Origin of the sequence: Micromonospora maritima (genome assembly GCF_902825405.1) — a bacterium.
In the GTDB taxonomy this organism is placed as follows: domain Bacteria; phylum Actinomycetota; class Actinomycetes; order Mycobacteriales; family Micromonosporaceae; genus Micromonospora; species Micromonospora maritima.
In genome coordinates, this window is the sequence record NZ_CADEAU010000036.1 from 1 (window position 1) to 23645 (window position 23645).

A 23645-nucleotide genomic window follows, 5' to 3' on the forward strand; every position below is an offset into this window, starting at 1 on the left:
CGCGGCCCGCAGGCCGGTGAGCGCGGCGGGCAGGCCCGCGGCGGCGTCGGCGGGCTGGTCCTCGCCGGTGGGAGGTCCGGTGCGGGCTGCGACGGCGGGCGCGCCGGCACGGGTGGCGGAATCGCCATGCGTCGTCACCGCTAAAGCGTGCCCGACCGACGCAAGGTAAGACAACCGGACGGTAATAACGGTCAGGTTGCGCCGGGTCGGCTCAACCCCGACTTGCGGATTGCCGATCGCGTGGCACTATTGAGTCAAGTTCACTCAACTTGTGGTGCGGTCGCTTCCGGGCGGCCCGCCGGGCAGGCCACCTGACCTGCTCACCCGTTACGAAGCGAGGAAGCGAACATGGCACGTGCGGTCGGCATCGACCTCGGCACGACGAACTCCTGCGTCAGCGTTCTCGAGGGCGGTGAGCCCACCGTCATCGCCAACGCCGAGGGCTCGCGTACGACTCCCTCGATCGTCGCGTTCGCCCGCAACGGCGAGGTGCTCGTCGGTGAGGTCGCCAAGCGCCAGGCGGTGACCAACCCCGACCGGACCATCCGCTCGGTCAAGCGGGAGATCGGCACCAACTGGACCGTCGACATCGACGGCAAGAAGTACACCCCGCAGGAGATCTCGGCCCGCACGCTGATGAAGCTCAAGCGGGACGCCGAGGCGTACCTGGGCGAGCAGATCACCGACGCCGTGATCACCGTCCCGGCCTACTTCAACGACGGCCAGCGTCAGGCCACCAAGGAGGCCGGCGAGATCGCCGGCTTCAACGTGCTGCGGATCGTGAACGAGCCGACCGCGGCGGCCCTGGCGTACGGCCTGGACAAGGGTTCCAAGGAGCAGACCGTCCTGGTCTTCGACCTCGGTGGCGGCACCTTCGACGTGTCGCTGCTGGAGCTGGCCGAGGGCGTGGTGGAGGTCAAGTCCACCAGCGGTGACAACCAGCTGGGCGGCGACGACTGGGACCAGCGCATCATCGACCACCTGGTGAAGACGTTCCGCGGCGAGCACGGCATCGACCTGTCGCAGGACAAGATGGCCATGCAGCGCCTCAAGGAGGCCGCCGAGAAGGCCAAGATCGAGCTGTCCGCCGCCACCACCAGCAACATCAACCTGCCGTACATCACCGCCGGTTCGGCCGGCCCGCTGCACCTCGACGTGACGCTGAGCCGCGCCGAGTTCCAGCGCATGACGCAGGACCTGCTGGACCGCTGCAAGGGCCCGTTCGAGCAGGCCGTCAAGGACGCCGGGATCAAGATCTCCGACGTCGACCACGTCATCCTGGTCGGCGGCTCCACCCGGATGCCGGCCGTGACCGACCTGGTCAAGCAGCTCACCGGCCGCGACCCGAACAAGGGCGTCAACCCGGACGAGGTCGTCGCCGTCGGCGCCGCCCTCCAGGCCGGCGTGCTCAAGGGCGAGGTCAAGGACGTCCTGCTGCTCGACGTGACCCCGCTGAGCCTGGGCATCGAGACCAAGGGCGGCATCTTCACCAAGCTCATCGAGCGCAACACCACCATCCCGACCAAGCGCTCCGAGGTCTTCACCACGGCGGACGACAACCAGCCGTCGGTGCTGATCCAGGTGTTCCAGGGCGAGCGGGAGATCGCGGCCTACAACAAGAAGCTCGGCACCTTCGAGCTGACCGGCCTCCCGCCGGCGCCGCGCGGCGTGCCGCAGATCGAGGTCACGTTCGACATCGACGCCAACGGCATCGTCAACGTGCACGCCAAGGACCTGGGCACCGGCAAGGAACAGAAGATGACGATCACCGGCGGCTCCTCGCTGCCGAAGGACGACATCGAGCGGATGCGCCGGGACGCCGAGGAGCACGCCGACGAGGACAAGCGTCGCCGTGAGGAGGCCGAGACCCGCAACGTGGCCGAGGCGCTCCAGTGGCAGACCGAGAAGTTCCTCGCCGAGAGCGGCGACAAGCTGCCCAGCGAGAACCGTGACCAGCTCAACGAGGCGCTCGGCGAGCTGCGCAGCGCCCTCGGCGGCCAGGACATCGAGAAGATCAAGTCCGCCCACGAGAAGCTGGCGCAGGTCTCCCAGCAGGCCGGCTCGCTGCTCTACGCCCAGCAGCAGGAGGGCGAGCAGACCGCCCCGGGCGCGGCCGGGCCGGGTGCCGGCGCGGGTGCGGCCGGCGGCCCGCAGGCCGGCGGCGCCGACGACGTGGTCGACGCGGAGATCGTGGACGAGGACAAGAAGTGACCTTCGGTCCCGCGCACGGTCCGCACGGCAGAGGGATGAGGTAACCGCATGACGGACAAGCCACGGGCGTCCGACCCGGGTTCCACCGGGTCGGCGCCGGGCGGCTCCGCGGGCACCGGCAAGGACGCCGGTGACGAGCCGCGGGTCGTCATCCGCGACAAGCGCAAGCTCGGCAAGGTGACCGAGCAGCCGGCGAACGACGCCTCGGCGGCCGACGCGGCCGCCGACGCGCCCGCCGAGGGGCTGGTCGAGGAGGCCGAGGTGGTGGTCGACGAGATCGGCGGCGAGGCCGAGGTCTCCGGTCCGCCGGTGGTCGACGCGCCGGCCGAGCCGAGCGGTGAGACCGGCAAGGCGGCGCCGCTCGGCGCCGAACTGGAGGCGCTCCGCGGAGACCTGGAGGAGCGCACCCGTGACCTCCAGCGGGTCTCGGCGGAGTACGCCAACTACCGCAAGCGGGTCGACCGCGACCGCGGCCTGGTCCAGGAGCAGGCCACCGGCACGGTGCTCACCGCGCTGCTGCCGATCCTCGACGACCTGGACCGGGCCCGCGAGCACGGCGACCTGGTGGGCCCGTTCGGCAGCGTGGCCGACCAGCTCACCGCCGCGCTCGGCAAATTCGGCCTGACCGCGTTCGGCGAGCAGGGCGACCCGTTCGACCCGACCCGGCACGAGGCGGTGGCGCACCAGACCTCCGCCGACGTCACCGAGCCGACCTGCGTGCAGGTCATGCGCCGGGGCTACCAGCTCGGCGAGCGGCTGCTGCGGCCGGCCCTGGTCGCGGTCGCGGACCCGGAGTAGTGCCCACCCGTGACGTCCCGTCCGCCCCTACCGGGCGGACGGGACGACCGGGATCGGACCCGTGGAAGGGGGTGGACCGGTGAGTTCCAAGGACTGGATCGAGAAGGACTACTACGCCGCGTTGGGCGTGGACAAGTCCGCCTCCTCGGACGAGATCAAGAAGTCGTACCGGAAGTTGGCCCGGGAGTCGCATCCGGACCACAACCCCGGTGACCCCAAGGCCGAGGAGCGGTTCAAGGCCGTCTCCGAGGCGTACGCGGTGCTCGGCGACGAGAAGAAGCGACGCGAGTACGACGAGATGCGATCGCTGTTCGGCTCGGGCGCCTTCCGGCGCAACGCCCGCGGCGCGGGCCAGCCGGGCGGCGCGCCGTTCGACGTCTCCGACCTGTTCGGCGGTGGCGGTGGCGACACCCGCTTCGGCGGCGGTGGCTTCACCGACCTGTTCAGCACGATCTTCTCCGGTGGCGGCGGCGGTGGCGGCGGTGCGGCCCGGCCACGTGGCCCGGCCCGTGGCCGGGACGTCGAGGCCGAGGTGGCGCTGGACTTCACCGACGCGGTCCGCGGCGTCACCCTGCCGCTGACGCTGCGCGCCCCGGGCGTCTGCGACACCTGCCACGGCAACGGCGCGAAGCCCGGCACCCAGCCGGTGGCCTGCCCGGTCTGTCACGGAGCCGGCGTGACCACCCGCAACCAGGGGTCGTTCAGCTTCTCCGAGCCGTGCCGCAACTGCCAGGGCGTGGGCACGATCGTCGAGGAGAAGTGCCCGGAGTGCCACGGCACCGGCGGCGTCACCAAGACCCGCACGCTGAACGTGCGCTTCCCCGCCGGGGTGGCCGACGGGCAGCGGATCCGGCTGGCCGGCCGGGGTGAACCCGGCGAGCGGGGCGGCCCGGCGGGCGACCTGTTCGTGCACGTCAAGGTCCGCCCGGACGAGCTGTTCGGGCGCACCGGGGACGATCTCACCCTGAACGTCCCGATCACGTACGCCGAGGCGGTGTTCGGCACCGACCTGCGGGTGCCGACCCTGGACGGCACGGTGACCCTGCGGGTGCCACCGGGTACGCCCAGCGGACGGGTGCTGCGCGCCCGCGGCAAGGGCGTCGTACGCAAGGACGGCCGCGCCGGTGACCTGCTGGTCACGCTCGACGTGGTGGTCCCGGCGAAGGTGTCGGACGAGGCGCGGGCGGCCTTGGAGACCTTCGCGGAGCAGACCCCGCCCGCCGCGCGGGAACATCTGGACGCGCGGGTACGTCGGTTCGGTTGACGGCGGCAGCGGAGGTGAGCGGGCATGTCGGAGGAGTACGTCGGCGCGGGTGACCCGGCCTACGAGGCCAAGGTCCTGATGATTTCGGTGGCCGCGCGGATGGCGGGCATGCACCCCCAGACGCTGCGCCAGTACGACCGGTTGGGCCTGGTCCAGCCGGGCCGGGCGGCCGGTGGCGGTCGCCGGTACAGCGTCCGGGACGTGGTGCTGCTGCGCGAGGTGCAGCGACTCAGCCAGGACGACGGGATCAACCTGGCCGGGGTCAAGCGGATCATCGGGCTGGAGCGCCTGCTGGAGGAGGCGCAACGGCGGGTGGCCCGGCTGGAGGCGGAGTTGGACGCCGCCTACCGGCGGATCGCCGAGTTGGAGTCGCTCGGTGGTTTTCCCCGCGGTGACCTGGTGCCCACCAACCGCACCTCGACGGCGCTCGTCGTCTGGCGACCGCGCCGCAATCCCGACCGCTGACCGCAGCGAAGGCCGGCGCCGCCCCCGTCCGGGGCGCGCGCCGGCCTTCGCCGTTCCCGCGCCGGCCTCGCCGTCCCGGCTGGGTGGAACGCCGTGGCTGTCTGCGGGCCGTGGCGAGACCCATGGCGTTCCACCAGGCGGGGTTGGGGAAAGCACGGTGTGACAGGGCCGGGGTCCACTACGCTTCTCAGCAGGGCAAAAGCCCCTAAATCGCACTCCGGGCTGGCGGGGGGAGCCATGGCGGAACCGGCGAAGAAGGTGGCGGAGCGGGCGGAGGAACGGCTCGAGAAGGTGGCCGAGAACGTCCGGGAGCGGTTCGACCGGGTCACCGAGGGCCGTTTCAGCGACAAGGTGAAGGAAGGGCGCTTCGCCGACCAGACGGACCACGGCGTGGACCGGGCCCGGGACGACGAGCGGCGCAGGAAGCAGGGCGGGTCGACCTGACGATCCGTCGACGTGCGGGCCGGGACCCACGGGGGGTCCCGGCCCGCTCGCGCCCACGTGACGCCCGCCGAGCCCTCAGATCCGTCGATCTTGGACTTGTGGCGCCTCGAATGTCCGGCTCGTGGCCTTTGGTAGGTGCCACAACTCCAAGATCGACGAGCGTGGGGACGGGTTAGAGGCGGCGGTTCTCGCGGACCAGGCCGCCCTCGCACCAGTCGCGGTAGACGAAGAGGTCGGGGCGGGCCAGCAGGACCCGGCTGTTGTGCGCCCAGTTGCGCATCAGGTCGTCGCCGGCCCGCTCGGCCTGCTCCACCAGCTTGCGGAAGCGACGCTTCGGGTGGGCCCGGAAGTTCGTCCGGATGCCGTCGGCGGCGTAGATGTAGAGGCAGTGCAGCGCGAACCGGCGGGCCGGGCAGGACCGGTCCATCGCCAGGTCGAACAGCGTCTGGACCAGGTGGTCACCGGCGACCAGGAGGTCCCAGTCCGGAGGCATCGAACTCAACGGCACCGAGTCGGGCTGGTAGGCCCAGGCCCGCAGTTCGGCGGGCGAGGGGTCGACCGGGTTGGCGAAGCCGTGGAACGTCTCTTCCTGCACGCTCACCGGCCGACCTTCCGCTTGCGCTGGCGGGGGCACCGGCCACCCGCGGACCCTGGCTGCTGGGGCGACACGTTAACGCGGTTGGGTGGAGCAGGGGTAGACCTTCCCGGAATCAATTTGACAACCGTTGGCCGGGCCGGATCCGCCGTGCGGCCGATCCGGCCCGGCCGAGGTCAGTCGCCCACCCCCGCCGGCGCGGGCGGTCGGGCGGCGGCGGCGCGGCGGCGCAGCCACTGCTTGAACCAGGGTGTGTCCGGCAACCGGGCGAGCAGCGGCCCGGTCACCACCGTGATCAACACGTACGCCGTGGCGAGCGCGGCCAGCTTGGGTTCCACCGGGTAGACGGCGGCGACGGCGAGCCCGGCGATGACGATGGAGAACTCGCCGCGCGGGGTGAGCGCCAGCCCGGCCCGCCAACGACCCGGCTCGGCGATGCCGGCCCGGCGGGCGGCCAGGTAGCCGGTGGCCACCTTCGTCGCCATGGTGACCACGGCCAGCAGCAGCGCGGGCAGCAGCACCGGTGGCATGTCCAGCGGGTTGGTGACCAGCCCGAAGAACACGAAGAAGACCGCGGCGAAGAGGTCCCGCAGGGGCGAGAGCAGCTCGGTGGCGTGGTGCGCCACCGGGCCGGACAACGCGATGCCGACCAGGAACGCGCCGACCGCGGCCGAGACCTGGAGCTTGGCCGCGATGCCGGCGACCAGCAGGGTCAGGCCGAGCACCCCGAGCAGCAGGGCCTCCGGATCCTTGGCGGAGAGCGCGGCGGAGATCAGGTGGCCGTACCGGATCGCCACGGCCAGCACGACGACCACGGTGAACACCGCGACGGCGAGCGCGATGCCGCCCTTCACCAGGCCGACCCCGGCGAGCAGGGCGGTGACCAGCGGCAGGTAGAGGGCCATGGCCAGGTCTTCGATCACCAGGACGGAGAGGATCACCGGGGTCTCCCGGTTACCGACCCGGCCCAGGTCGCCGAGCACCTTGGCGATGACCCCGGAGGACGACACCCAGGTGACGCCGGCGAGCACCACGGCGGCGACCCAGCCCCAGCCCAGCAACAGGGCGAAGGCGAAGCCGGGCAGCGCGTTGAACACCGCGTCGATGAGCCCGGCCGGCGCGGCCGAGCGGAGGTTGCCCACCAGCTCGTTCGCGCTGTATTCCAGGCCGAGCATGACCAGCAGCAGGATCACGCCGATCTCGGCGCCGACGGCGAAGAACTCCTCGCTGGCGTTGAGCGGCAACAGGCCGCCGTGCCCGAAGGCGAGGCCGGCGAGCAGGTAGAGCGGGATGGGCGAGACGCCGACGCGACGGCTGAGCCGGCCGAGCAGGCCGAGCAGGAGCAGCAGCGCGCCGACCTCGACGAGCAGGATCTGGGTTTCGTGCATACGCGTCAGCCGTCCGGGTCGGTCTCGGCGAGGATCGCGGTGACGCCGTCGAGACCCTGACGGGTACCGACCACGACGATCACGTCGCCGGCTTCGAACCGGAAGGTGGGGTCGGGCGAGACGTTCACCTCGCCCTGACGCAGCACCGCCACGATGGAGGCGCTGGTCCGGGTGCGTGCCTTGGTGTCGCCGAGTCGCCGGTTGACGTACTTCGAGCCGGCCGGGATCACGACCTGCTCGGTCAGCAGCCCGGCAGCCTGCTCGCGCAGCCCGGAGAGCTGGCCCAGCATCAGCGACGCGCCGAGGATGTCGGCCAACGCCTCGGCCTCGTCGTCGGTGAGCGGTATGTCGTGCTGGCAGGAGTCGGGATCGTCCGGGTCGTAGAGGACCAGGTCGCGGCGGCCATTGCGGTGGGAGACCACACCGAGCCGGCGGCCCGACTCCGTCATCAGGTCATGACGGACGCCGATCCCCGGTAGGGCGGTCTGTTCGACACGTACTCGCACGCGGGTGAGGCTACCCTGCCTCACCCGCGACGACCTCCGGTCGAGGGCCGCCCGAGTCCTCGACCGGCGCCTTCAGCGGAGCCTGGCGAAGAACTGCCGGATGTCACCGACCAGCACGTCGGGGGCCTGGTGCGCGGCGTAGTGCCCGCCGACGTCCCCGCCCCGCTCGGGACCGGCGTCGAACGCGTGCCAGCTGACGATGGCGGCGTGGTCGCGGTCGGCGAACCGGCGGATCGACTGGAAGTCGCCGGGGAACATCGCCACCGCGGTCGGCGCCGTGGTCGGCCCGGTCGGCTGCTCGGTGGCGTGCGCGTCCTCCCAGTAGAACCGCATCGACGAGGCGGCGGTGCCGGTGAACCAGTAGACCGCGACGTTGGCCAGGACGAAGTCCGGGTCGAGGTCCTCGTCGAGGAGTTGCCCGTTCCAGGCGAGCAGGCCGACCGGCGAGTCGGCCAGCGCGAACGCGAGCGTCTGGGGCTGCTGGCTCTGCACCTGGTTGAAGGAGAACTTGTTCTCGTAGAACCACTGGAGGTGGCGCAGCGCCGCCTGGTCGGCGTCGGAGAGCCCGTCGAACTCGGCCGGGTCGCCGGACGGGAACGAGAAGAGCTGGGTGACGTGTACGCCGAGCACGTGGTCCGGGTCGAGGCGGCCGAGTTCGGGCGAGATCATCGAACCGGCGTCGTTGCCGACCGCGCCGTACCTGTCGTAGCCGAGACGGGCCATCAGCTCGGCCCAGGCCCGGGCGGTGCGGTAGCGGTTCCAGCCGGCGCTGCGGGTCGGGCCGGAGAAGCCGAATCCGGGCAGCGACGGGATCACCAGGTGGAACGCGGGCGCGGTCGGGTCGGTCGGCTCGGTCAGCGGAGCGATCACGTCCAGGTATTCCACCACCGAGCCGGGCCAGCCGTGGGTGAGCACCAGCGGGGTGGCGTCCGGGCGGGACGACCGGACGTGCAGGAAGTGGATCTGCTCGCCGTCGATGTCGGTGACGAACTGCGGGTGCGCGTTGAGTCGGGCCTCGACCGCGCGCCAGTCGAACGTCTCCCGCCAGTAGGTCGCCAGGGCGCGCACCCGCTCGGTGGGCGTGCCGTAGAGGCCGCCGACGCCCGGCAGCTCACCCGGCCAGATGGTGCGGTCGAGCCGGTCGGCGAGGTCGTCGAGGGCGCGCTGGGGGATCTCGACGCGGAACGGGCGGATGGCGTCCGACATGGCTGCTCCTTGAGGAACGGAATGTTTCGTTCCGTTCGACAGTAGCAGATCGGAACGATCCGTTCCACTGTTATCCTCGACCCATGCCGAAGCCGACCGACTCACCGCCGCTGGCCGGCCGGCGCGCCCAGGCGGCGCGCAACGACGCCACGATCCTGGCCGCTGCCCGGGCGGTCTTCCTGGATGATCCGAAGGCCCCGATCGCGGCCGTCGCCGAGCGGGCCGGCGTCGGCATCAGCGCCCTCTACCGCCGGTACGCCGGCAAGGAGGACCTGCTGCGGACGCTCTGCCACGACGGGTTGCTGCGGTTCGTCGCGGCGGCCGAGGAGGCCGCGGCCGAGCCGGACGACTGGGCCGCGTTCGCCGGCTTCCTGGAGCGCGTCGTCGACGCCGACGTGCACTCCCTCACCGTGCACCTCGCCGGCACCTTCACGCCGACCGAGGAGATGGGCCGGGCCGCGGTGCGCGCGAACGAGCTGGTCGACGGCCTGGTCGGGCGGGCGCGGGACGCCGGACGGCTGCGGCCGGACGTGGTGACGCAGGACGTCGGGTTGCTGCTGGAGGGGTGTGCGGCGATCCGCGTACCCGATCCGGACCGGACCCGGCAGCTGCGCCGCCGGCACCTCGCGGTGCTGCTGGCCGGCCTGGCCGTGCCCGGGCCGCCCCTGCCCGGGCCGCCGCCCGGGGTGGGCGAGTTCGACTGGCGGTGGCGACCGAAGCAGTGACTCGGGTCACACCACTGGAGTTGAGCGGAATAGACTCAAGTCTGGTTGTGTCGTTCCCAGTGGACACGCCGATCCGGGGGAGCCCATGAACACGGAACGCCTCACCACCAAGAGCCGCGAGACCATCACCGGTGCCGTCGCGCTGGCGAACCAGCGCGGTCACGCCACCGTGGAGCCCTGGCACCTGCTGCTGGCCCTGCTGGACACCGACGGTTCCACCGCCGCCGGCCTGCTGCGCGCCGTCGGGGCCGACCCCGCCGAGCTGCGTCGGGTCGCCCAGCGTTCGGTCGACGCGCTGCCCGCCGCCCGCGGATCCAGCATCGCCGAGCCGACGCTGGCCCGCGAGTTCGTCAACGCCATCGGCGCCGCCGAGCAGATCGCGCGGCCGCTGGGTGACGAGTACACCTCCACCGAGCACCTGCTGGCCGGGCTGGCCCGGGTCGGCGGCGCGGTCTCCGTGGCGCTGAAGAACTCCGGCGCCACCGAGGAGAACCTGGTCGCCGCGTTCCCGACCGTCCGGGGCGGGGACCGCCGGGTCACCACCGCCGACCCGGAGCAGACCTACCAGGCCCTGGCCAAGTACGGCGTCGACCTCACCGCCAGCGCCCGTGACGGCAAGATCGACCCGGTGATCGGCCGGGACTCGGAGATCCGCCGGGTGATCCAGGTGCTGTCCCGGCGTACCAAGAACAACCCGGTGCTGATCGGTGAGCCCGGCGTCGGCAAGACCGCCATCGTGGAGGGCCTGGCCCAGCGCATCGTCGCCGGCGACGTGCCGGAGTCGCTGCGGGACAAGAAGCTCGTCTCGCTCGACCTGGGCGCCATGGTGGCCGGCGCGTCCTACCGCGGCCAGTTCGAGGAGCGGCTGAAGTCCGTGCTGGAGGAGATCAAGAACTCCGACGGCCAGGTCATCACGTTCCTCGACGAGCTGCACACCGTGGTCGGCGCCGGCAAGGGCGAGGGCTCGATGGACGCCGGCAACATGCTCAAGCCGATGCTGGCGCGCGGTGAGCTGCGCATGGTCGGCGCGACCACGCTCGACGAGTACCGCGAGCACATCGAGAAGGACCCGGCGCTGGAGCGCCGTTTCCAGCCGGTGCTGGTCGGCGAGCCCACCATCGAGGACACCATCGGCATCCTGCGCGGGCTCAAGGAGCGCTACGAGGTGCACCACGGCGTACGGATCACCGACGCCGCGCTGGTCGCCGCCGCGTCCCTGTCCGACCGCTACATCACCGACCGGTTCCTGCCGGACAAGGCGATCGACCTGGTCGACGAGTCCGCGTCCCGGCTGCGCATGGAGATCGACTCGCGGCCGGTCGAGGTGGACGAGATCGAGCGGGCGGTACGCCGGTTGGAGATCGAGGAGATGGCGCTGGCCAAGGAGCCGGACGCCGCGTCCGCCGAGCGCCTGGAGCGGCTGCGCAAGGAGCTGGCCGACAAGCGTGAGCAGCTCACCGCGCTGTCCGAGCGCTGGCAGACCGAGAAGAGCCACATCACCAAGCTCTCCACCGCCAAGGAGGAGCTGGAGCGCCTCGGTGGCGAGGCCGAGCGGGCCGAGCGCGACGGCGAGCTGGAACGCGCCGCCGAGCTGCGGTACGGCCGGATCCCCGCGCTGCGGGTCGAGCTGAAGCAGGCCGAGGAGGAGCTGGCCCGGCTCCAGGCCGACGGCGCGATGCTCAAGGAGGAGGTCGGCGCGGACGACATCGCCGCCGTGGTCGCCTCCTGGACCGGCATCCCCGCCGGGCGGCTGCTCGAAGGCGAGACCGCCAAGCTGCTGCGGATGGAGGAGTCGCTGCGCGGTCGCGTGGTCGGCCAGGCCGAGGCGGTGGGGGCGGTCTCCGACGCGGTACGCCGCGCCCGGGCCGGCGTCGCCGACCCGGACCGCCCGACCGGCAGCTTCCTGTTCCTCGGTCCGACCGGCGTCGGCAAGACCGAGCTGGCCAAGGCGCTCGCGGAGTTCCTCTTCGACGACGAGCGGGCCATGGTCCGCATCGACATGAGCGAGTACGGCGAGAAGCACTCCGTGGCCCGCCTGGTCGGCGCCCCGCCCGGATACGTCGGCTACGAGGAGGGCGGCCAGCTCACCGAGGCGGTGCGTCGCCGGCCGTACTCGGTGATCCTGCTGGACGAGGTGGAGAAGGCCCACCCGGACGTCTTCGACGTGCTGCTCCAGGTGCTCGACGACGGCCGGCTGACCGACGGCCAGGGCCGCACGGTGGACTTCCGCAACGCGATCCTGATTCTCACCTCGAACCTGGGTTCCTCGGTCATCAGCGACCTGACGCTGAGCGAGGAGGAGCGTCGGGAGGGCGTGCTCGCGGTGGTCCGGTCGCACTTCAAGCCGGAGTTCCTCAACCGGCTCGACGACATCGTGGTGTTCGCCGCGCTCCAGGGCGGAGACCTGCGGGCGATCGTGGACATCCAGCTCGACCGGATGCGAGCCCGTCTCGCGGACCGCCGGTTGGCACTGGACATCAGCGACTCCGCGCGCACGTGGCTGGCCGAGCACGGGTACGACCCGATCTACGGCGCGCGCCCGTTGCGCCGGCTGGTCCAGTCGGCGATCGGCGACCAGCTCGCCAAGGCGCTGCTCGCGGGCGAGATCCGCGATGGCGACACGGTCCGCGTCGACCTGTCCGACTCCAAGGAGTCCCTGGCGGTGACCTCCGCCTGACCCGCACCACCCGCGAAGGCCCGGCCTGTCCAGGCCGGGCCTTCGCCGTGCGATGGACGGGGCGGCGCGACGGGCGTGAGCCGAATATCCTGCCCGGAACGTCAATCGACAGTTAGGAGCCGCAGATGCGCCTCGGCCTGCTGACGGTCCCCGCCTCGCCGCGAGAGCACACCGCCCGCTGACGCTTCGCCGCCGGTTCCCGGTGGCGCGGTGCTCCTCGCCGCGAAGCGGTCCCTCATGACCGTTTCCCTTCCTGGCTCGAGGAGCTCTTCTTGCGTGCCCTTTCATCCGCGCGTCCGAGCGCGGACTTCACCAGACTGTGGACCGCTTCGGCGGTCTCCACCATCGGTGACGGTGTCACCATGGCCGCCGGCCCGCTGCTGGTGGCCTCCGTCAGCGACGATCCGGCTCTGATCGCCGGTGCCGTCTTCGTCCAACAACTGCCCTGGCTGCTGTTCGCCCTGGTCAGCGGCGCCTACGTCGACCGGCTCGACCGACGGCGGCTGGTCGTGGTGGTCAACCTGCTGCGCGCTGCGGCACTGGCCGGTCTGACGCTCACCGTCGCCACCGGGACGGTCACCGTGGCCGTCATCTACGCGGTGCTGTTCCTGCTCGGCGCGGGTGAGACCGTCGCGGACACCGCGATGGGCGCTCTGCTTCCGGCGGTGGTCGCGCCCGAGAGACTGCCCGCCGCCAATGCCCGGCTGTACGCGACGTTCACCGTCGGCAACCAGTTCGTCGCCAAGCCGCTGGGCGCGTGGCTGTTCGTCGTCTCCGCCGCCGTACCGTTCGGGGTCGACGCGCTGACCTTCGTGGCGGCGGCGGCTCTGATCGCCGGCATCCGACCGGCCCTCGTGCCGGAGGAACCCCGTCCGCGCGGCTCGCTGCGCGGCGAGATCGGCCAGGGTGTGCGCTGGCTGTGGCGGCACCGCCTGTTGCGGACGCTCGCCGTGAGCATGGGCCTGGGCAACGTCGCGTTCGGTGCCGCATTCGCGGTGTTCGTGCTCTACTGCCGGCAGCGACTGGGCCTGTCCGACGTCGGATACGGCTTCCTGCTGACCTCGTTCGCCGTCGGTGGCCTGTTCGGCACGACCGTGGCGACCAGACTCACCCGGGCTTTCGGTGCCGCCACGGTGCTGCGTGGCGGCTTGGTCGTCGAGGTCGTCACACACCTGACCCTGGCCGTCACGACGGCATCCTGGATCGCCGCCGCCGTCCTGGTCACCTTCAGCGTCCACGCCATGGTCTGGGGCATCACCGCCGCGTCGGTCCGGCAGCGAATCGTGCCGGCCCACCTGCGCGGGCGGGTCGGCAGCGTGTACGCGCTGCTCGATCTGGGCGGAGCCGCGCTCGGTGCGCTCCTCGGCGGTCTGCTGGCCGGGACCTGGCAGATCACCACACCGTTCTGGGTCGCCGCGGGGGTGATGGCGGCGATCGCCGTGTTCGCCTGGCGTCCGTTGCGCGACGCGACCCGGCCGACCTGACCGAGACGGACCGCGCCACTCGATCAAGGAGTTCGTGTCCGCGCCGGAGCGTCCGGAGGACACGAACTCCTTGATCGACGGGGAGGGGGCAGGGCGGGGAGGGCGGTCGTCGGCGGCGCGACCCGCGTGCCGCTGGCGCTGCGCGTCGTGGGTGTTAACAAGGGCCCCTTCCTCTACCGGAGGCGTTAATAGGGGGCCCTTCCTTTCAGGGGTGAAGGGTGGGTGGGTTGGGCACATAGTGGGGCATGAGCGGGACGTGGGAGCGGGAACTGGACCAGGCCGTGCGGGAGCTCGACGGGGCGGACACCCTGGCCTTCGGCGGGGTCGGGTTCGCGGGGCAGATCCTGCCCGCGACCGAGGCGTACCGGCACGCGGAGCAGGCGCTGCGCGAGCACCCGGAGGCGGCCCGGAAGAAGGTCGACCGGCTGCTCCGCAAGGGTTCGCCCGCCGGCAAGGCGTACGCGGCGACGTTGCTGGAGGCGGTCGACCCGGAATCCGGGCGGGCGGCCTGGGAGCGGCTGCGCGACGACGACGGCGAGTTCACCACGTTCAGCGGATGCGTGATGGGTCGCGCGACGCTGCGTGATTACGCCGCCGAGCGCCTGGCCGGCGGCCGAGAGTAGCTGACCGCACACTCAACGAACGACACTTCGGCGGGGGTGCGTGGGGTTGTTACCGTCTCCGCCGACGCAGGTTGGGGAGGCGCTCGTGAACGGTTCGGTGGCGTACCTGGTGACCACGCTGGGGTGCCTGGTCGGGGTGGCCGGCGTGGTGATCGCCGTGATCGCGCTGCGCAGGTCCCGCTCGGCGGCACGCCCGCAGGCGGCGACGCCCGGCGACCCGTTCCGGGACCGGGACGCGGACGCGCTCCGGGGTGACCCCCGCGCGCTCAAGCCCGGCGACATCGTCGAGGTCCGGCAGGTGCCCTACACCGTCCGCGGGTCGGTGCACCTGGTCGAGGGCGGCTGGAGCTGGGCGGAGCACCTGCTCGACGACGCGGGTGGGGTGAAGCGCTGGCTCTCCGTCGAGGCGGAGCCGGACCTGGAGATGGTGCTCTGGACCAGCGAGCCGGGCGCCACGGTGACGCCGGGCGCCCCGACGCTGGAGATCGCCGGCCGTCGCTACAACTGGGACGAGTCGGGCCAGGCGCGCTACACCGCGACCGAGGGCACCGGCCTCGACCCGCGCGGCACCATGCGCTACCACGACTACCAGGCGCCCGGCGGGGCCCGGCTGTCGTTCGAGGCGTACGGAGAGGCCGGCTGGGAGGTGAACCTCGGTGAGGAACTGCGCCGGGCCGAGGTGATGATCTATCCGCAGGGCGGCCCGGACCAGGTGAAGTAGGCGTGCTCGTCGCCCTGCACACCCCGTACGTCGACAGTCGCGCCGCCGACCTCAGCCTGACGCTCGGCGGCCCGGAGCTGCCGGCGCTGGCCGTGCGCGACGTCGACCTGCCGGACGGCACGCGGGTGCGGCTGCGCCTGCTCGGCGCCTCCCACCAGGTGGTGCTGGACGGGCTGACCGAGACGGTCGCCTGCCTGCCCGGCCGTCCGCCGCACCTGCCGGACACGCTGCACGACGAGACCGCCGGCTACCGGTTCACCGCCATGGTGCTCCGCCCGGCCGGCGACGGCCTGCGAACCCGGGTCGCGGCGCTCCGCGCCGAGCTGGCCGACGACCCGTACGCGCTGGTCGGCGTCTTCCCCGGCGACGAGGACGCGGTCACCGCGCTCGCCGTCCGCCCCGACCCGCCCGGCGGCACGCTCGCCTGGCGCACCTGGCACGCCTACCCCCAGACCAACGAGCTGGTCCTGACCGAGACGGTGGTGGAAGAGCTGTGACGTACCGACGGTGGTTCGTGGTGGGGGTGGCGGTCGCCGTCGTCGGCGCCCTCATCGCCGCTTTCACGATCTTCTACGGCAACTTCTCCCCGCGTGGCTACGTGGAGGACCACTTCTCCCGCGCCTCGGGCCGGGACATCGGCACCCAGGCGATCGCGTACACGTCGAAGCAGTCGCCCAGCCAGGTGTCCAAGGAGATCACCGACGCCTGGCAGCCGGCCGACCAGTACGTCGACGGCAGCGGCGTCTACCTGCGCTACGACGACGACTCGGTGGTGATCCTCCCGCTCGCCGTCGGCTCGGTGATCCTGCTGGAGAAGATGTCCAGCGCCTACCCCCGGTACCACCGCGTCGTCGGCAACAGCTGGGGCTGGGGCCGAGGCAGCACCGTCCGGGGCGGCGGCCCCGGCGCCGGCAAGTAGCCCGTCCGACCCCCTCACCCTGGAGTAGTCCCTGTGGAGCATCTCGTCACCGATCTGCTGGTCACCCTCGCCTACGGCGTGCTCGGCGTCGTCCTGATGGCGATCGGCTACGCGCTCGTCGACCTGGCCACCCCCGGCAAGCTCCACGAGCTGATCTGGACCGAGCGCAACCGCAACGCCACCGTGCTGCTCGCCTCCAACCTGCTCGGGGTCGGCACCGTGGTGGTGGCCGCGATCGTGGCCAGCGACGACGACTTCACCCTCGGGCTGGTCGGCGCCGCCGCGTACGGGATCCTCGGACTGGTGATCATGGCGGCGGCCTTCGTGCTGCTGGACGTGGCCACCCCCGGCAAGCTCGGCGAGCTGCTGGTCGACCCGGAGCCGCACCCGGCGGTCTGGATCTCCGCCACCGTGCACGTCGCCACCGGCGCGATCATCGCCGCCGCGATCAGCTGATGGCCGCAACGGCCACCACCCCCAAGAACAAGCGCCAACAGGTGCTGATCTGGACGGTGATCATCGGCATCACGGTCGGCGCCTGCGTCATCGGGGCGATCACCGGCGACTCGGACACCGACGTGCCCGGCCCGGCCGCCGACGAGCGCTCCGGCACCGTGCCCATCCTCCGGGCCGCCGCCGACAGCCAGGGCATCTGCTACGGCTGGCAGCTTGTCGACACGTACGACCCGGTCAGCGTCGGCTCCAACCTCGGCGACGGCACGGCGGTCGCCGACGCGCCCGGCTGCCCCCGGTGGATCGAGGTCTACGCCAACGTCAACTACACGTCGTCCAGCAGCGAGTCGAACGACTCCGCCAGCATCCGGGTGAAGGGGTCGGACGACATCGAGTTCCGCGACCTGGCCGCGATCGAGTCCGGGCTGGGCCGGTTCGGGCTGGACGAGGACGCGTTCGTCGACGACCCGGGCTGGGCCGTCACCCGGGCCGCCACCATGCTGCCGCTGCTCGCCACCGAGCGGGGGCTGGCCGACCCGGCTGCCACCCCCACCGCCGAACCGGCCACCCCGGCCGCCCCGCTGCCGGACGCCGGCAGCGACTTCTGGCGGGACCGGTGGATCCTGCTGCTCACCACGGTCGGGCTGTTCCTGCTCGCCGCGCTCTTCGTCGCCGTGGGCGTGCGACAGCGAAACCGGCAGCTCCGGGGAGCCGTGCCCGCGCAGCGCGCCGGGGCGGGCGCCGCCGGGCGTACCCGGGAGAAGGCGTGACCGTCGACGCGCCCGCACGGCCGCGGTGGCGCCCGGCCCGCGCGGCGGTCCTGCTCGCGGTCTTCGTCTGCGCGGCCTGCGGCCTGGTGTACGAGCTGGCCCTGGTCGCGCTCGGCAGCTACCTGATCGGCGACGCGGTCGGTCAGGCGTCGATCGTGCTCGGCGTGATGGTCTTCGCGATGGGCGTCGGCGCGCTGGTGGCGAAGCCGTTGCAGTCCCGCGCGGCGGCCGCGTTCGCGGCGATCGAACTGACCCTGGCGCTGCTCGGCGGCCTCTCCGTGCTCGGCCTCTACGCGGCGTTCGCCTGGCTCGACCTCTACGGGCCGGCGCTCGTCGGCACCGCGTTCGTGCTTGGCCTGCTGATCGGCGCGGAGATCCCGCTGCTGATGGTCATGCTGCAACGCATCCGGGAGCAGTCCGCGGGCAGCGCGGTGGCCGACCTGTTCGCCGCCGACTACGTCGGCGCGCTGCTCGGCGGGCTGGCCTTCCCGTTCCTGCTGATGCCGGTCTTCGGCCAGCTCAAGGGCGCGTTGGTGGTCGGCGCGGTGAACGCCGTCGCCGGCCTCGCGCTGGTCTTCACCGTGTTCCGCGCCGAACTCGGCCGTCGCGCGCGGGTGGTGCTCGGCGCCGGCGCCGTCGTGGTCGGCCTCCTGCTCGGGTACGCGTGGGTGACCGCCCACGACTTCGAGGTGACCGCCCGCCAGCAGCTCTACCGGGATCCGGTGGTGCACGCCGAGCGCAGCCGCTATCAGGAGATCGTGCTGACCCGTTCGGTGCGGGAGGTCGGCCACACCGACACCGACCTGCGGCTGTTCCTCAACGGCGACCTCCAGTTCAGTTCCGTGGACGAGTACCGCTACCACGAGGCGCTGGTGCACCCGGCGATGCGCGGGCCGCACGGGGACGTGCTGGTGCTCGGCGCCGGCGACGGGCTGGCCGCGCGGGAGATCCTGAAATATCCGGACGTGCGGTCGGTGACGCTCGTCGACCTCGACCCGGCCGTCGTGGCGCTGGCCCGCAGTGAGCCGCAGCTCCGCGAGCTGAACCGTCGGTCGCTCACCGATCCCCGGATCCGGGTGTTGAACCTGGACGCGTTCGGCTGGCTGCGCACCGCCACGGAACGCTTCGACGTGGTGATCGCCGACCTGCCCGACCCGGACGAGACGGCCACCGCGAAGCTCTACACGGTCGAGTTCTACGCACTCGTCCGGCCGGTGCTGGCCCCGGGCGGCCGGCTCGTCGTCCAGTCCGGCTCGCCCTACTTCGCGCCCCGGTCGTACTGGTCGATCGAGCGGTCGGTGCGGGAGGCGGGCTTCGCCACCACGCCGTACCACGTCGACGTGCCGAGCTTCGGCGACTGGGGCTTCGTGCTCGCCGCGCCGGGCGACGCCGCGCCGGAGCTGGCGCTGCCGGCCGACGCGCCGCCGCTGCGCTTCCTCACCCCGCAGGTGCTCGCCGCCGCGGCCGCCTTCCCCGCCGACCGGGCCCGCGTGGACGTGCCGGCCTCGACGTTGTTGCAGCCCAGGGTGCTGGAGTACGCCCGCGAGGAGTGGCGCGGCTACTAGGTTTCGGGGCATGCCACCCGGACCGTCCCACCGCCCGCCGGGGCTCGGCTGGCTGGTCCGCCGGCTGCCGCCCCGGGCGATCGGCGCGGCCTCCCACCTCCAGGCGTTCGTGCTCTCCGGCGTGGTCACCGTGCTGGCCGTGCGCGCCTACCTCCAGGCCACCGACTATCCGCAGCTCGGCGGTGGCGGGCTGCACATCGCGCACGTCCTCTGGGGCGGCCTGCTGCTCGGCGTGGGCCTGGGGATCCCGCTGGTCTTCCTGGGCGACGGGTCGCGGACCGCCGGGGCGGTGGTCGGCGGGATCGGGTTCGGGCTCTTCATCGACGAGGTGGGCAAGTTCGTCACCGCCCGCACGGACTACTTCTACGCCCCGGCCGCCGCCATCATCTACGTGGCCTTCGCCCTGCTCGTCCTGCTCGTCCAGGCGGTACGCGGGCGCACCGGCCGGTCCCGGCTGACCCCGCCCGAACGCACCGCCAACGCGCTGGACGTGGTGCTCAGTGCGCTGCCCGGCGGGCTCACCGACAGGCGGCGGGCGGCCGTGCTGCGCCTCGTGCAGGGCACCGGGCTTCGGCCACAACGTGTCCCACTCGCACCGGCGGACCAACCGCCGCTGGAACCCGAACATCCAGTCGGTGCGTACCCCGGCCGGTGGCGGCACCACCAAGAAGTTGCAGGTCTGCACCTCGTGCATCAAGGCCGGCAAGGTCACCCGCGCCTGACGCGGCAGCGCCACCGCAACATCGTCGGTCGCCGGCGGACCCATCGGGTCCGCCGGCTTCCGTCGTGTCCGCCGGCCCGGGCGGGCCGGCCGCGCTGACCGGCGCTCAGAGGGTGCGGCCGAACGACAGGCAGCCGGGCGCGTCCTGGTAGAAGCCGAAGTTCGGGATCCGCTCGTAGCCGGCCGAGGTGTACATCGCGATCGCCTCGGGCTGCTTGTCGCCGCACTCCAGCACGATCCGCTTGCGGCCGTGGTCGCGGGCGGAACGCTCGACGGCGGCGAGGACCGAGCGGGCCACCCCCCGCCCCCGGGCGCCCGGCGCGGTGTACATCCGCTTCAGCTCCGCCGTCTCGCCGTCCTCGCCGTGACTGCGCCAGCCACCGCAGCCCACCGGCCGCCCGTCCAGGTAGGCGACCAGGAAGGCGCCGGCCGGCGGGGCGAACTCGGCCGCGTCGACGGGCGTCTCGTCGCCGCTGCCGCCGTACCGCTCGCCGAGGTCGGCCAGGGCCGCCCGGATCAACGCCTGCGACTCGGGCGCGTCGAAGCGCCGTTCCCGGATCTCGATCTCGCTCACGGTGCCCAGGTTACGACCGGGCCCGACCCCCGCCCCGCCCCGGCGGCCGGGGTCGGACGCAGATCACTCCGTCGGTCGTGCCACCTCAGCGGAAGTGGTCCCAGCCGCGCGGTCCCTCGGGGTCGGCGCCGTCGACGGTGACCCCCGCGCCCGCACCCACCCGGCCCACCGGCCGCCAGCCGTCGGGCAGCGCGGCCCCGTCCGGGAACGTGGCCGCCAGCGCGTGGTCGTCCCCGCCGGCCAGGATCCACGAGTACGGGTCCACGCCGAGCGCCTGCGCCGCGTCGCGCATCTGCCGGGGCACCTCGAACGCGTCCCGGGTCAGGTCGATCGCCACCCCGCTGGCCGCCGCCACGTGCCCGAGGTCGGCGAGCAGCCCGTCCGACACGTCCATCCACCGACCCTCCGCCCCGGTCACCCGCAGCGTCGCGCCGGCGGGCGTTCCGGGACCGTCCGGTGGCCCGGTGACGACGGCGGACGCCGGGTCGGCCGTCCCGGCCGGCGTCGCGACGGCCAGCTCGTCGGGCAGCGCCTCGGGTGCGTCCGCCACGGCGGCCAGCAGCGCGGTGTAGTCGGCGGCGAACCGGGTCATGGTCGCGGGATCGAACAGGTCGCGGCGGTACTGCATCGCGCCGTCGAGCCGGTCGGCGCGTCGCCAGAGGAAGACGCTGACGTCGAACTTCGCCATCGGCAGGGCGAACGGCTCGTAGCGCATCGTGACGTCGCCGCTGTCCACCGAGAGCGCCCGGTCGTCGTCGGCGAGCATGAACATCGTCTGCACCAGCGGCGTGCTGCCCGGGTCCCGGGGCGGGGACAGTTCGTCCACCAGCGCCTCGAACGGCACGTCGGCGTGGGCGTACGCGCCGATGGTCACGTCCCGGACCTGCCGCAGCAGGTCGCGGAAGGTCGGCGCGGCGCCGACGTCGACCCGCAGCACCAGCGTGTTGACGAAGAACCCGATCAGGGGTTCCAGCTCCGGGCGGGGTCGCGCGGTGTGCGGCACGCCCACGACCAGGTCACGCTCCCCGGTGTACCGGGCGAGCAGGACGAAGTAGCCGGCCAGCAGCGCCATGTTGAGGGTGGCGCCCTCCGCCGCGGCGAGCCGGCGCAGCCGGTCGGCGACCTCGCCGGGCACCTCGAAGAGCTCGTGCGCGCCCTCGCTGCCGCGCCGGCGGGGTCGCGGACGGTCGGTGGGCAGCTCCAGTCGGGCGGGCAGGCCGGTCAGCCGCTCGCGCCAGTAGTCGAGCTGGCCGTTGCCGGAGCCGGTCACCAGGTCGCGTTGCCAGACCGCGAAGTCGGCGTACTGCACCGGCAGCGGGGGCAGCGCCACCGGCCTGCCGGCGCGCGCGGCCGGGTACGCGGCGGCCAGCTCGGTCAGCAGGACGGCCATGGACGAGCCGTCGAAGACCGTGTGGTGCAGGGTCAGCAGCAGCTCGTGCCGGTCGTCGGCGACGCGCAGCAGCAGCGCCCGCAACGGCGGGTCCGCCCGCAGGTCGAAGACCGGTTCGCCGTGCTCGCGGTAGAGCCGGCGGTGGGCGGACTCCAGGTCGTCGCCGGAGTACCCGCGCAGGTCCACCTCCCGCCACGGCACCTCGGCGGTGTCGCCGGCGACCTGGCACAGGTCGCCGGCGTCGAGCACGAACCGGGTCCGCAGCACCTCGTGCCGCTGTGCGACGGTCAGCAGCGCCGTCCGGACGGCGGCCGGGTCGAGCGGACCGACCAGTTCGAGACCGAAGTGGGTGTTGTAGAGCTGGGGATCGGGCTCGGTGTGGTGCGACAGCCACAGCCGGCGCTGCCCGTACGAGGCGGGCAGTGGCCGGGAGCGGTCCGCCACGGCCACCGGCGGGGCGCCCCCACCGGTGGCGAAGCCGGTGATCCACCGTGCCAGGCCACGGACGGTGGGTGCCTCGAAGACCGACCGCAGCGGCAGGTCCACGCCGAAGGCCGCCCGCAGCCGGGCCAGGAGCTGGATCACCAGCAGCGAGTGACCGCCCAGCTCGAAGAAGTGGTCGTCCCGGCCGACCTCGTCCCGATGCAGCAGGGCGCCGAAGACGGTCGCCACCACGTCCTCCACCGCGTCGCGGGGCCGGTCGGCGCCCATCGGCGCGACGACGTCGGGCACGGCCGGCAGGCGGCGCCGGTCGAGCTTGCCGTGCGGGGTCAGCGGCAACGCGGTCAGCGGGACGAAGGCCGCCGGCACCATGAAGTCCGGCAGGTGCCGCTCGGCGTGCCGGCGTACCACGGTGGGCGGCACGTCCGGCCGGGTCGGCACCACGTAGCAGACGAGGGCCGGCCCGGTGCGGCGCTCCTCGTCCAGCAGCACCGCGCAGTCGGCCACCTCCGGGCAGCCGGCGATGACGGCGCGGACCCCCTCCAGCTCGATCCGGTAGCCGTGCAGCTTCACCTGGTCGTCCAGGCGGCCGAGGAACTCCACCGCGCCGTCGGGCAGCCGGCGGCACCGGTCCCCGGTGCGGTAGAGCCGGGCTCCGGGACGGTCGGCGAAGGGGTCCGGCAGGTAGCGCTCGGCGGTGCGGCCCGGCTGACCCAGGTAGCCCCGGGACACCGTCTCCCCGCCGAGGTACAGCTCGCCGGCCACCCCGTCGGGCACCGGTTCGAGTCGCTCGTCGAGCACGTACGCGGTCGCCCGGGCCAGCGGCCAGCCGATCGGGGTGGTGGCCCCCCGGGGCGTCGGCGTGCGGTCGCCGGGCAACGCCAGGGCACCGACCGTGGCCTCGGTGGGTCCGTAGTGGTTGATCACCTGACGGTCACCGGCCAGCTCGCGCAGGCGCGTCACCTGGGTCCACGGCGACGCCTCGCCACCGAGCAGGAGCGCCTGCCGGGGCAGCAGCGCCGCGGGGTCGGTGCCCGCGGCCACCAGACCGGACAGGTGCGAGGGGGTGAGCTTCAGGTAGTCCACACCGGAGGCCACGTGCGCCGCCAGCCAGGCCGGGTCGGTGACCCGCTCGGCGTCGACCAGGTGGACCGTCCCACCGGAGGCGAGCGCGCCGTAGAACATGGTGAGGCCGAAGTCGAAGGTCAACGGCTGCCACAGGCTGAACACCCGGCCGGGAGGCGCCGCCAACAGCTCGGTCAGGCCGTCGAGATAGGCGGCGAGGTTACGGTGGCTGACCGCGACGCCCTTCGGCGCGCCGGTGGAGCCGGAGGTGTAGACGACGTACGCCAGGTTCTCCGGGTCGACGGCGGTCGCGGCCGGCGGCGCCGGCGGGGCGTGCGGCGACGTGGACGAGGCGGTCTCGTCGACCCCCAGCACGGGCACGCCGGCGCCGTCGAGCCGCTGCGCCAGGTCGGCCACGGTGACCGCGACCAGGGCGCCGGCGTCGACCAGGGTCTGCTTCAGCCGGTCGGCGGGCGACCGCAGGTCGAGCGGTACGTAGGCGCCGCCGGCCCGCAGCACGCCGAGCACGGCGACGGCCAGCTCCACGCGGTTGTCCACCAGGATGCCCACCCGCTGCTCCGGGCCCACCCCGTGCCCGCGCAGCAGCACGGCGAGCGCGTCGGCGCGGGCGGCCAGGTCG

Annotated in this window: 22 protein-coding genes and 1 pseudogene; 17 read left to right on the forward strand and 6 right to left on the reverse strand. The window is 72.9% G+C overall.

The genetic code is table 11. The features are described from left to right. The first annotated feature begins 348 nt into the window (after nt 1–348). From dnaK to HUW36_RS06640, 5 genes are all read left to right on the forward strand, one after another. The gene (gene dnaK / locus HUW36_RS06620) at nt 349–2211 is read left to right on the forward strand and encodes a molecular chaperone DnaK (RefSeq protein WP_174527303.1); all 1863 of its coding nucleotides are present in this window, start codon (nt 349–351) and stop codon (nt 2209–2211) included. Nucleotides 2212–2259: 48 nt separating this feature from the next. Next, nucleotides 2260–3009 (forward strand): nucleotide exchange factor GrpE, encoded by a 750-nt coding sequence (gene grpE, locus HUW36_RS06625; protein ID WP_174527304.1) that lies wholly within the window; start codon nt 2260–2262, stop codon nt 3007–3009. Between the two features lie 79 nt (nt 3010–3088). After that, nucleotides 3089–4273: a molecular chaperone DnaJ gene (dnaJ, locus tag HUW36_RS06630; RefSeq protein ID WP_174527305.1), complete on the forward strand. Its 1185-nt coding sequence runs from the start codon at nt 3089–3091 to the stop codon at nt 4271–4273. A gap of 24 nt (nt 4274–4297) precedes the next feature. Beyond that, nucleotides 4298–4738, forward strand: coding sequence for a heat shock protein transcriptional repressor HspR (locus HUW36_RS06635; RefSeq protein ID WP_174527306.1), 441 nt, complete (start codon nt 4298–4300; stop codon nt 4736–4738). 237 nt (nt 4739–4975) lie between these two features. Next, nucleotides 4976–5182 (forward strand): hypothetical protein, encoded by a 207-nt coding sequence (locus HUW36_RS06640; protein ID WP_091565916.1) that lies wholly within the window; start codon nt 4976–4978, stop codon nt 5180–5182. 172 nt (nt 5183–5354) lie between these two features. Here the strand turns inward: HUW36_RS06640 and HUW36_RS06645 are convergent, their stop codons facing one another. The 4 genes from HUW36_RS06645 to HUW36_RS06660 form a co-directional block, all read right to left on the reverse strand. Then, nucleotides 5355–5783 carry a hypothetical protein gene (locus HUW36_RS06645; protein WP_091565913.1) on the reverse strand — a complete coding sequence of 143 codons (429 nt, stop codon included), beginning with the start codon at nt 5781–5783 and terminating at the stop codon, nt 5355–5357. Between the two features lie 170 nt (nt 5784–5953). After that, complete coding sequence (locus HUW36_RS06650; protein ID WP_174527307.1) at nt 5954–7165, reverse strand: cation:proton antiporter; 1212 nt, start codon at nt 7163–7165, stop codon at nt 5954–5956. Nucleotides 7166–7170: 5 nt separating this feature from the next. Then, entirely contained in the window at nt 7171–7671 is a 501-nt protein-coding gene (locus HUW36_RS06655) for a cation:proton antiporter regulatory subunit (RefSeq protein WP_217428784.1), read from the reverse strand. Between the two features lie 72 nt (nt 7672–7743). Continuing rightward, nucleotides 7744–8877 carry an epoxide hydrolase family protein gene (locus HUW36_RS06660; protein WP_174527308.1) on the reverse strand — a complete coding sequence of 378 codons (1134 nt, stop codon included), beginning with the start codon at nt 8875–8877 and terminating at the stop codon, nt 7744–7746. A gap of 83 nt (nt 8878–8960) precedes the next feature. Here HUW36_RS06660 and HUW36_RS06665 point away from each other — a divergent pair, with 83 nt between their 5' ends. The 12 genes and pseudogenes from HUW36_RS06665 to rpmB all read left to right on the forward strand — a co-directional run bounded on the left by HUW36_RS06665 (nt 8961) and on the right by rpmB (nt 19536). Then, nucleotides 8961–9602, forward strand: coding sequence for a TetR/AcrR family transcriptional regulator (locus tag HUW36_RS06665; RefSeq protein WP_174527309.1), 642 nt, complete (start codon nt 8961–8963; stop codon nt 9600–9602). An 85-nt stretch (nt 9603–9687) separates the two neighbouring features. After that, a complete protein-coding gene (clpB, locus tag HUW36_RS06670) occupies nt 9688–12279 on the forward strand; it encodes an ATP-dependent chaperone ClpB (RefSeq protein WP_174527310.1) in 2592 nt (863 codons plus the stop codon). Between the two features lie 272 nt (nt 12280–12551). Then, nucleotides 12552–13763: an MFS transporter gene (locus HUW36_RS06675; RefSeq protein WP_174527311.1), complete on the forward strand. Its 1212-nt coding sequence runs from the start codon at nt 12552–12554 to the stop codon at nt 13761–13763. A gap of 245 nt (nt 13764–14008) precedes the next feature. Continuing rightward, a complete protein-coding gene (locus tag HUW36_RS06680; protein WP_174527312.1) occupies nt 14009–14386 on the forward strand; it encodes a hypothetical protein in 378 nt (125 codons plus the stop codon). 85 nt (nt 14387–14471) lie between these two features. After that, nucleotides 14472–15107 (forward strand): DUF4178 domain-containing protein, encoded by a 636-nt coding sequence (locus HUW36_RS06685; RefSeq protein WP_174527313.1) that lies wholly within the window; start codon nt 14472–14474, stop codon nt 15105–15107. 2 nt (nt 15108–15109) lie between these two features. Beyond that, nucleotides 15110–15604 (forward strand): DUF2617 family protein, encoded by a 495-nt coding sequence (locus HUW36_RS06690; protein WP_174527314.1) that lies wholly within the window; start codon nt 15110–15112, stop codon nt 15602–15604. Next, on the forward strand, nt 15601–16026 hold the full coding sequence (locus HUW36_RS06695) for a DUF4247 domain-containing protein (RefSeq protein WP_174527315.1): 426 nt from the start codon (nt 15601–15603) through the stop codon (nt 16024–16026). The genes HUW36_RS06690 and HUW36_RS06695 overlap by 4 nt, the downstream gene beginning before the upstream one ends. Before the next feature lie 33 nt (nt 16027–16059). After that, entirely contained in the window at nt 16060–16482 is a 423-nt protein-coding gene (locus tag HUW36_RS06700) for a DUF350 domain-containing protein (RefSeq protein WP_174527316.1), read from the forward strand. Then, complete coding sequence (locus HUW36_RS06705) at nt 16482–17249, forward strand: hypothetical protein (protein ID WP_174527317.1); 768 nt, start codon at nt 16482–16484, stop codon at nt 17247–17249. Before HUW36_RS06700 ends, HUW36_RS06705 begins: the two co-directional genes overlap by 1 nt. Next, nucleotides 17246–18814: a polyamine aminopropyltransferase gene (locus HUW36_RS06710; RefSeq protein ID WP_174527318.1), complete on the forward strand. Its 1569-nt coding sequence runs from the start codon at nt 17246–17248 to the stop codon at nt 18812–18814. The genes HUW36_RS06705 and HUW36_RS06710 overlap by 4 nt, the downstream gene beginning before the upstream one ends. Nucleotides 18815–18878: 64 nt before the next feature. After that, nucleotides 18879–19436, forward strand: a pseudogene (locus tag HUW36_RS06715) (hypothetical protein); the annotation flags it as partial. Beyond that, nucleotides 19396–19536, forward strand: a complete 141-nt coding sequence (rpmB, locus tag HUW36_RS34380) for a 50S ribosomal protein L28 (RefSeq protein ID WP_246247932.1) — start codon at nt 19396–19398, stop codon at nt 19534–19536. The pseudogene HUW36_RS06715 and the gene rpmB, both read left to right, overlap by 41 nt. 105 nt (nt 19537–19641) lie before the next feature. On the opposite strand, the gene HUW36_RS06725 is transcribed toward rpmB, so the two are convergent. Then, on the reverse strand, nt 19642–20109 hold the full coding sequence (locus HUW36_RS06725) for a GNAT family N-acetyltransferase (protein ID WP_174527319.1): 468 nt from the start codon (nt 20107–20109) through the stop codon (nt 19642–19644). 85 nt (nt 20110–20194) lie between these two features. Then, a partial coding sequence (locus tag HUW36_RS06730) for a non-ribosomal peptide synthetase (protein WP_174527320.1) occupies nt 20195–23645 on the reverse strand: 3451 nt, incomplete at its 5' end.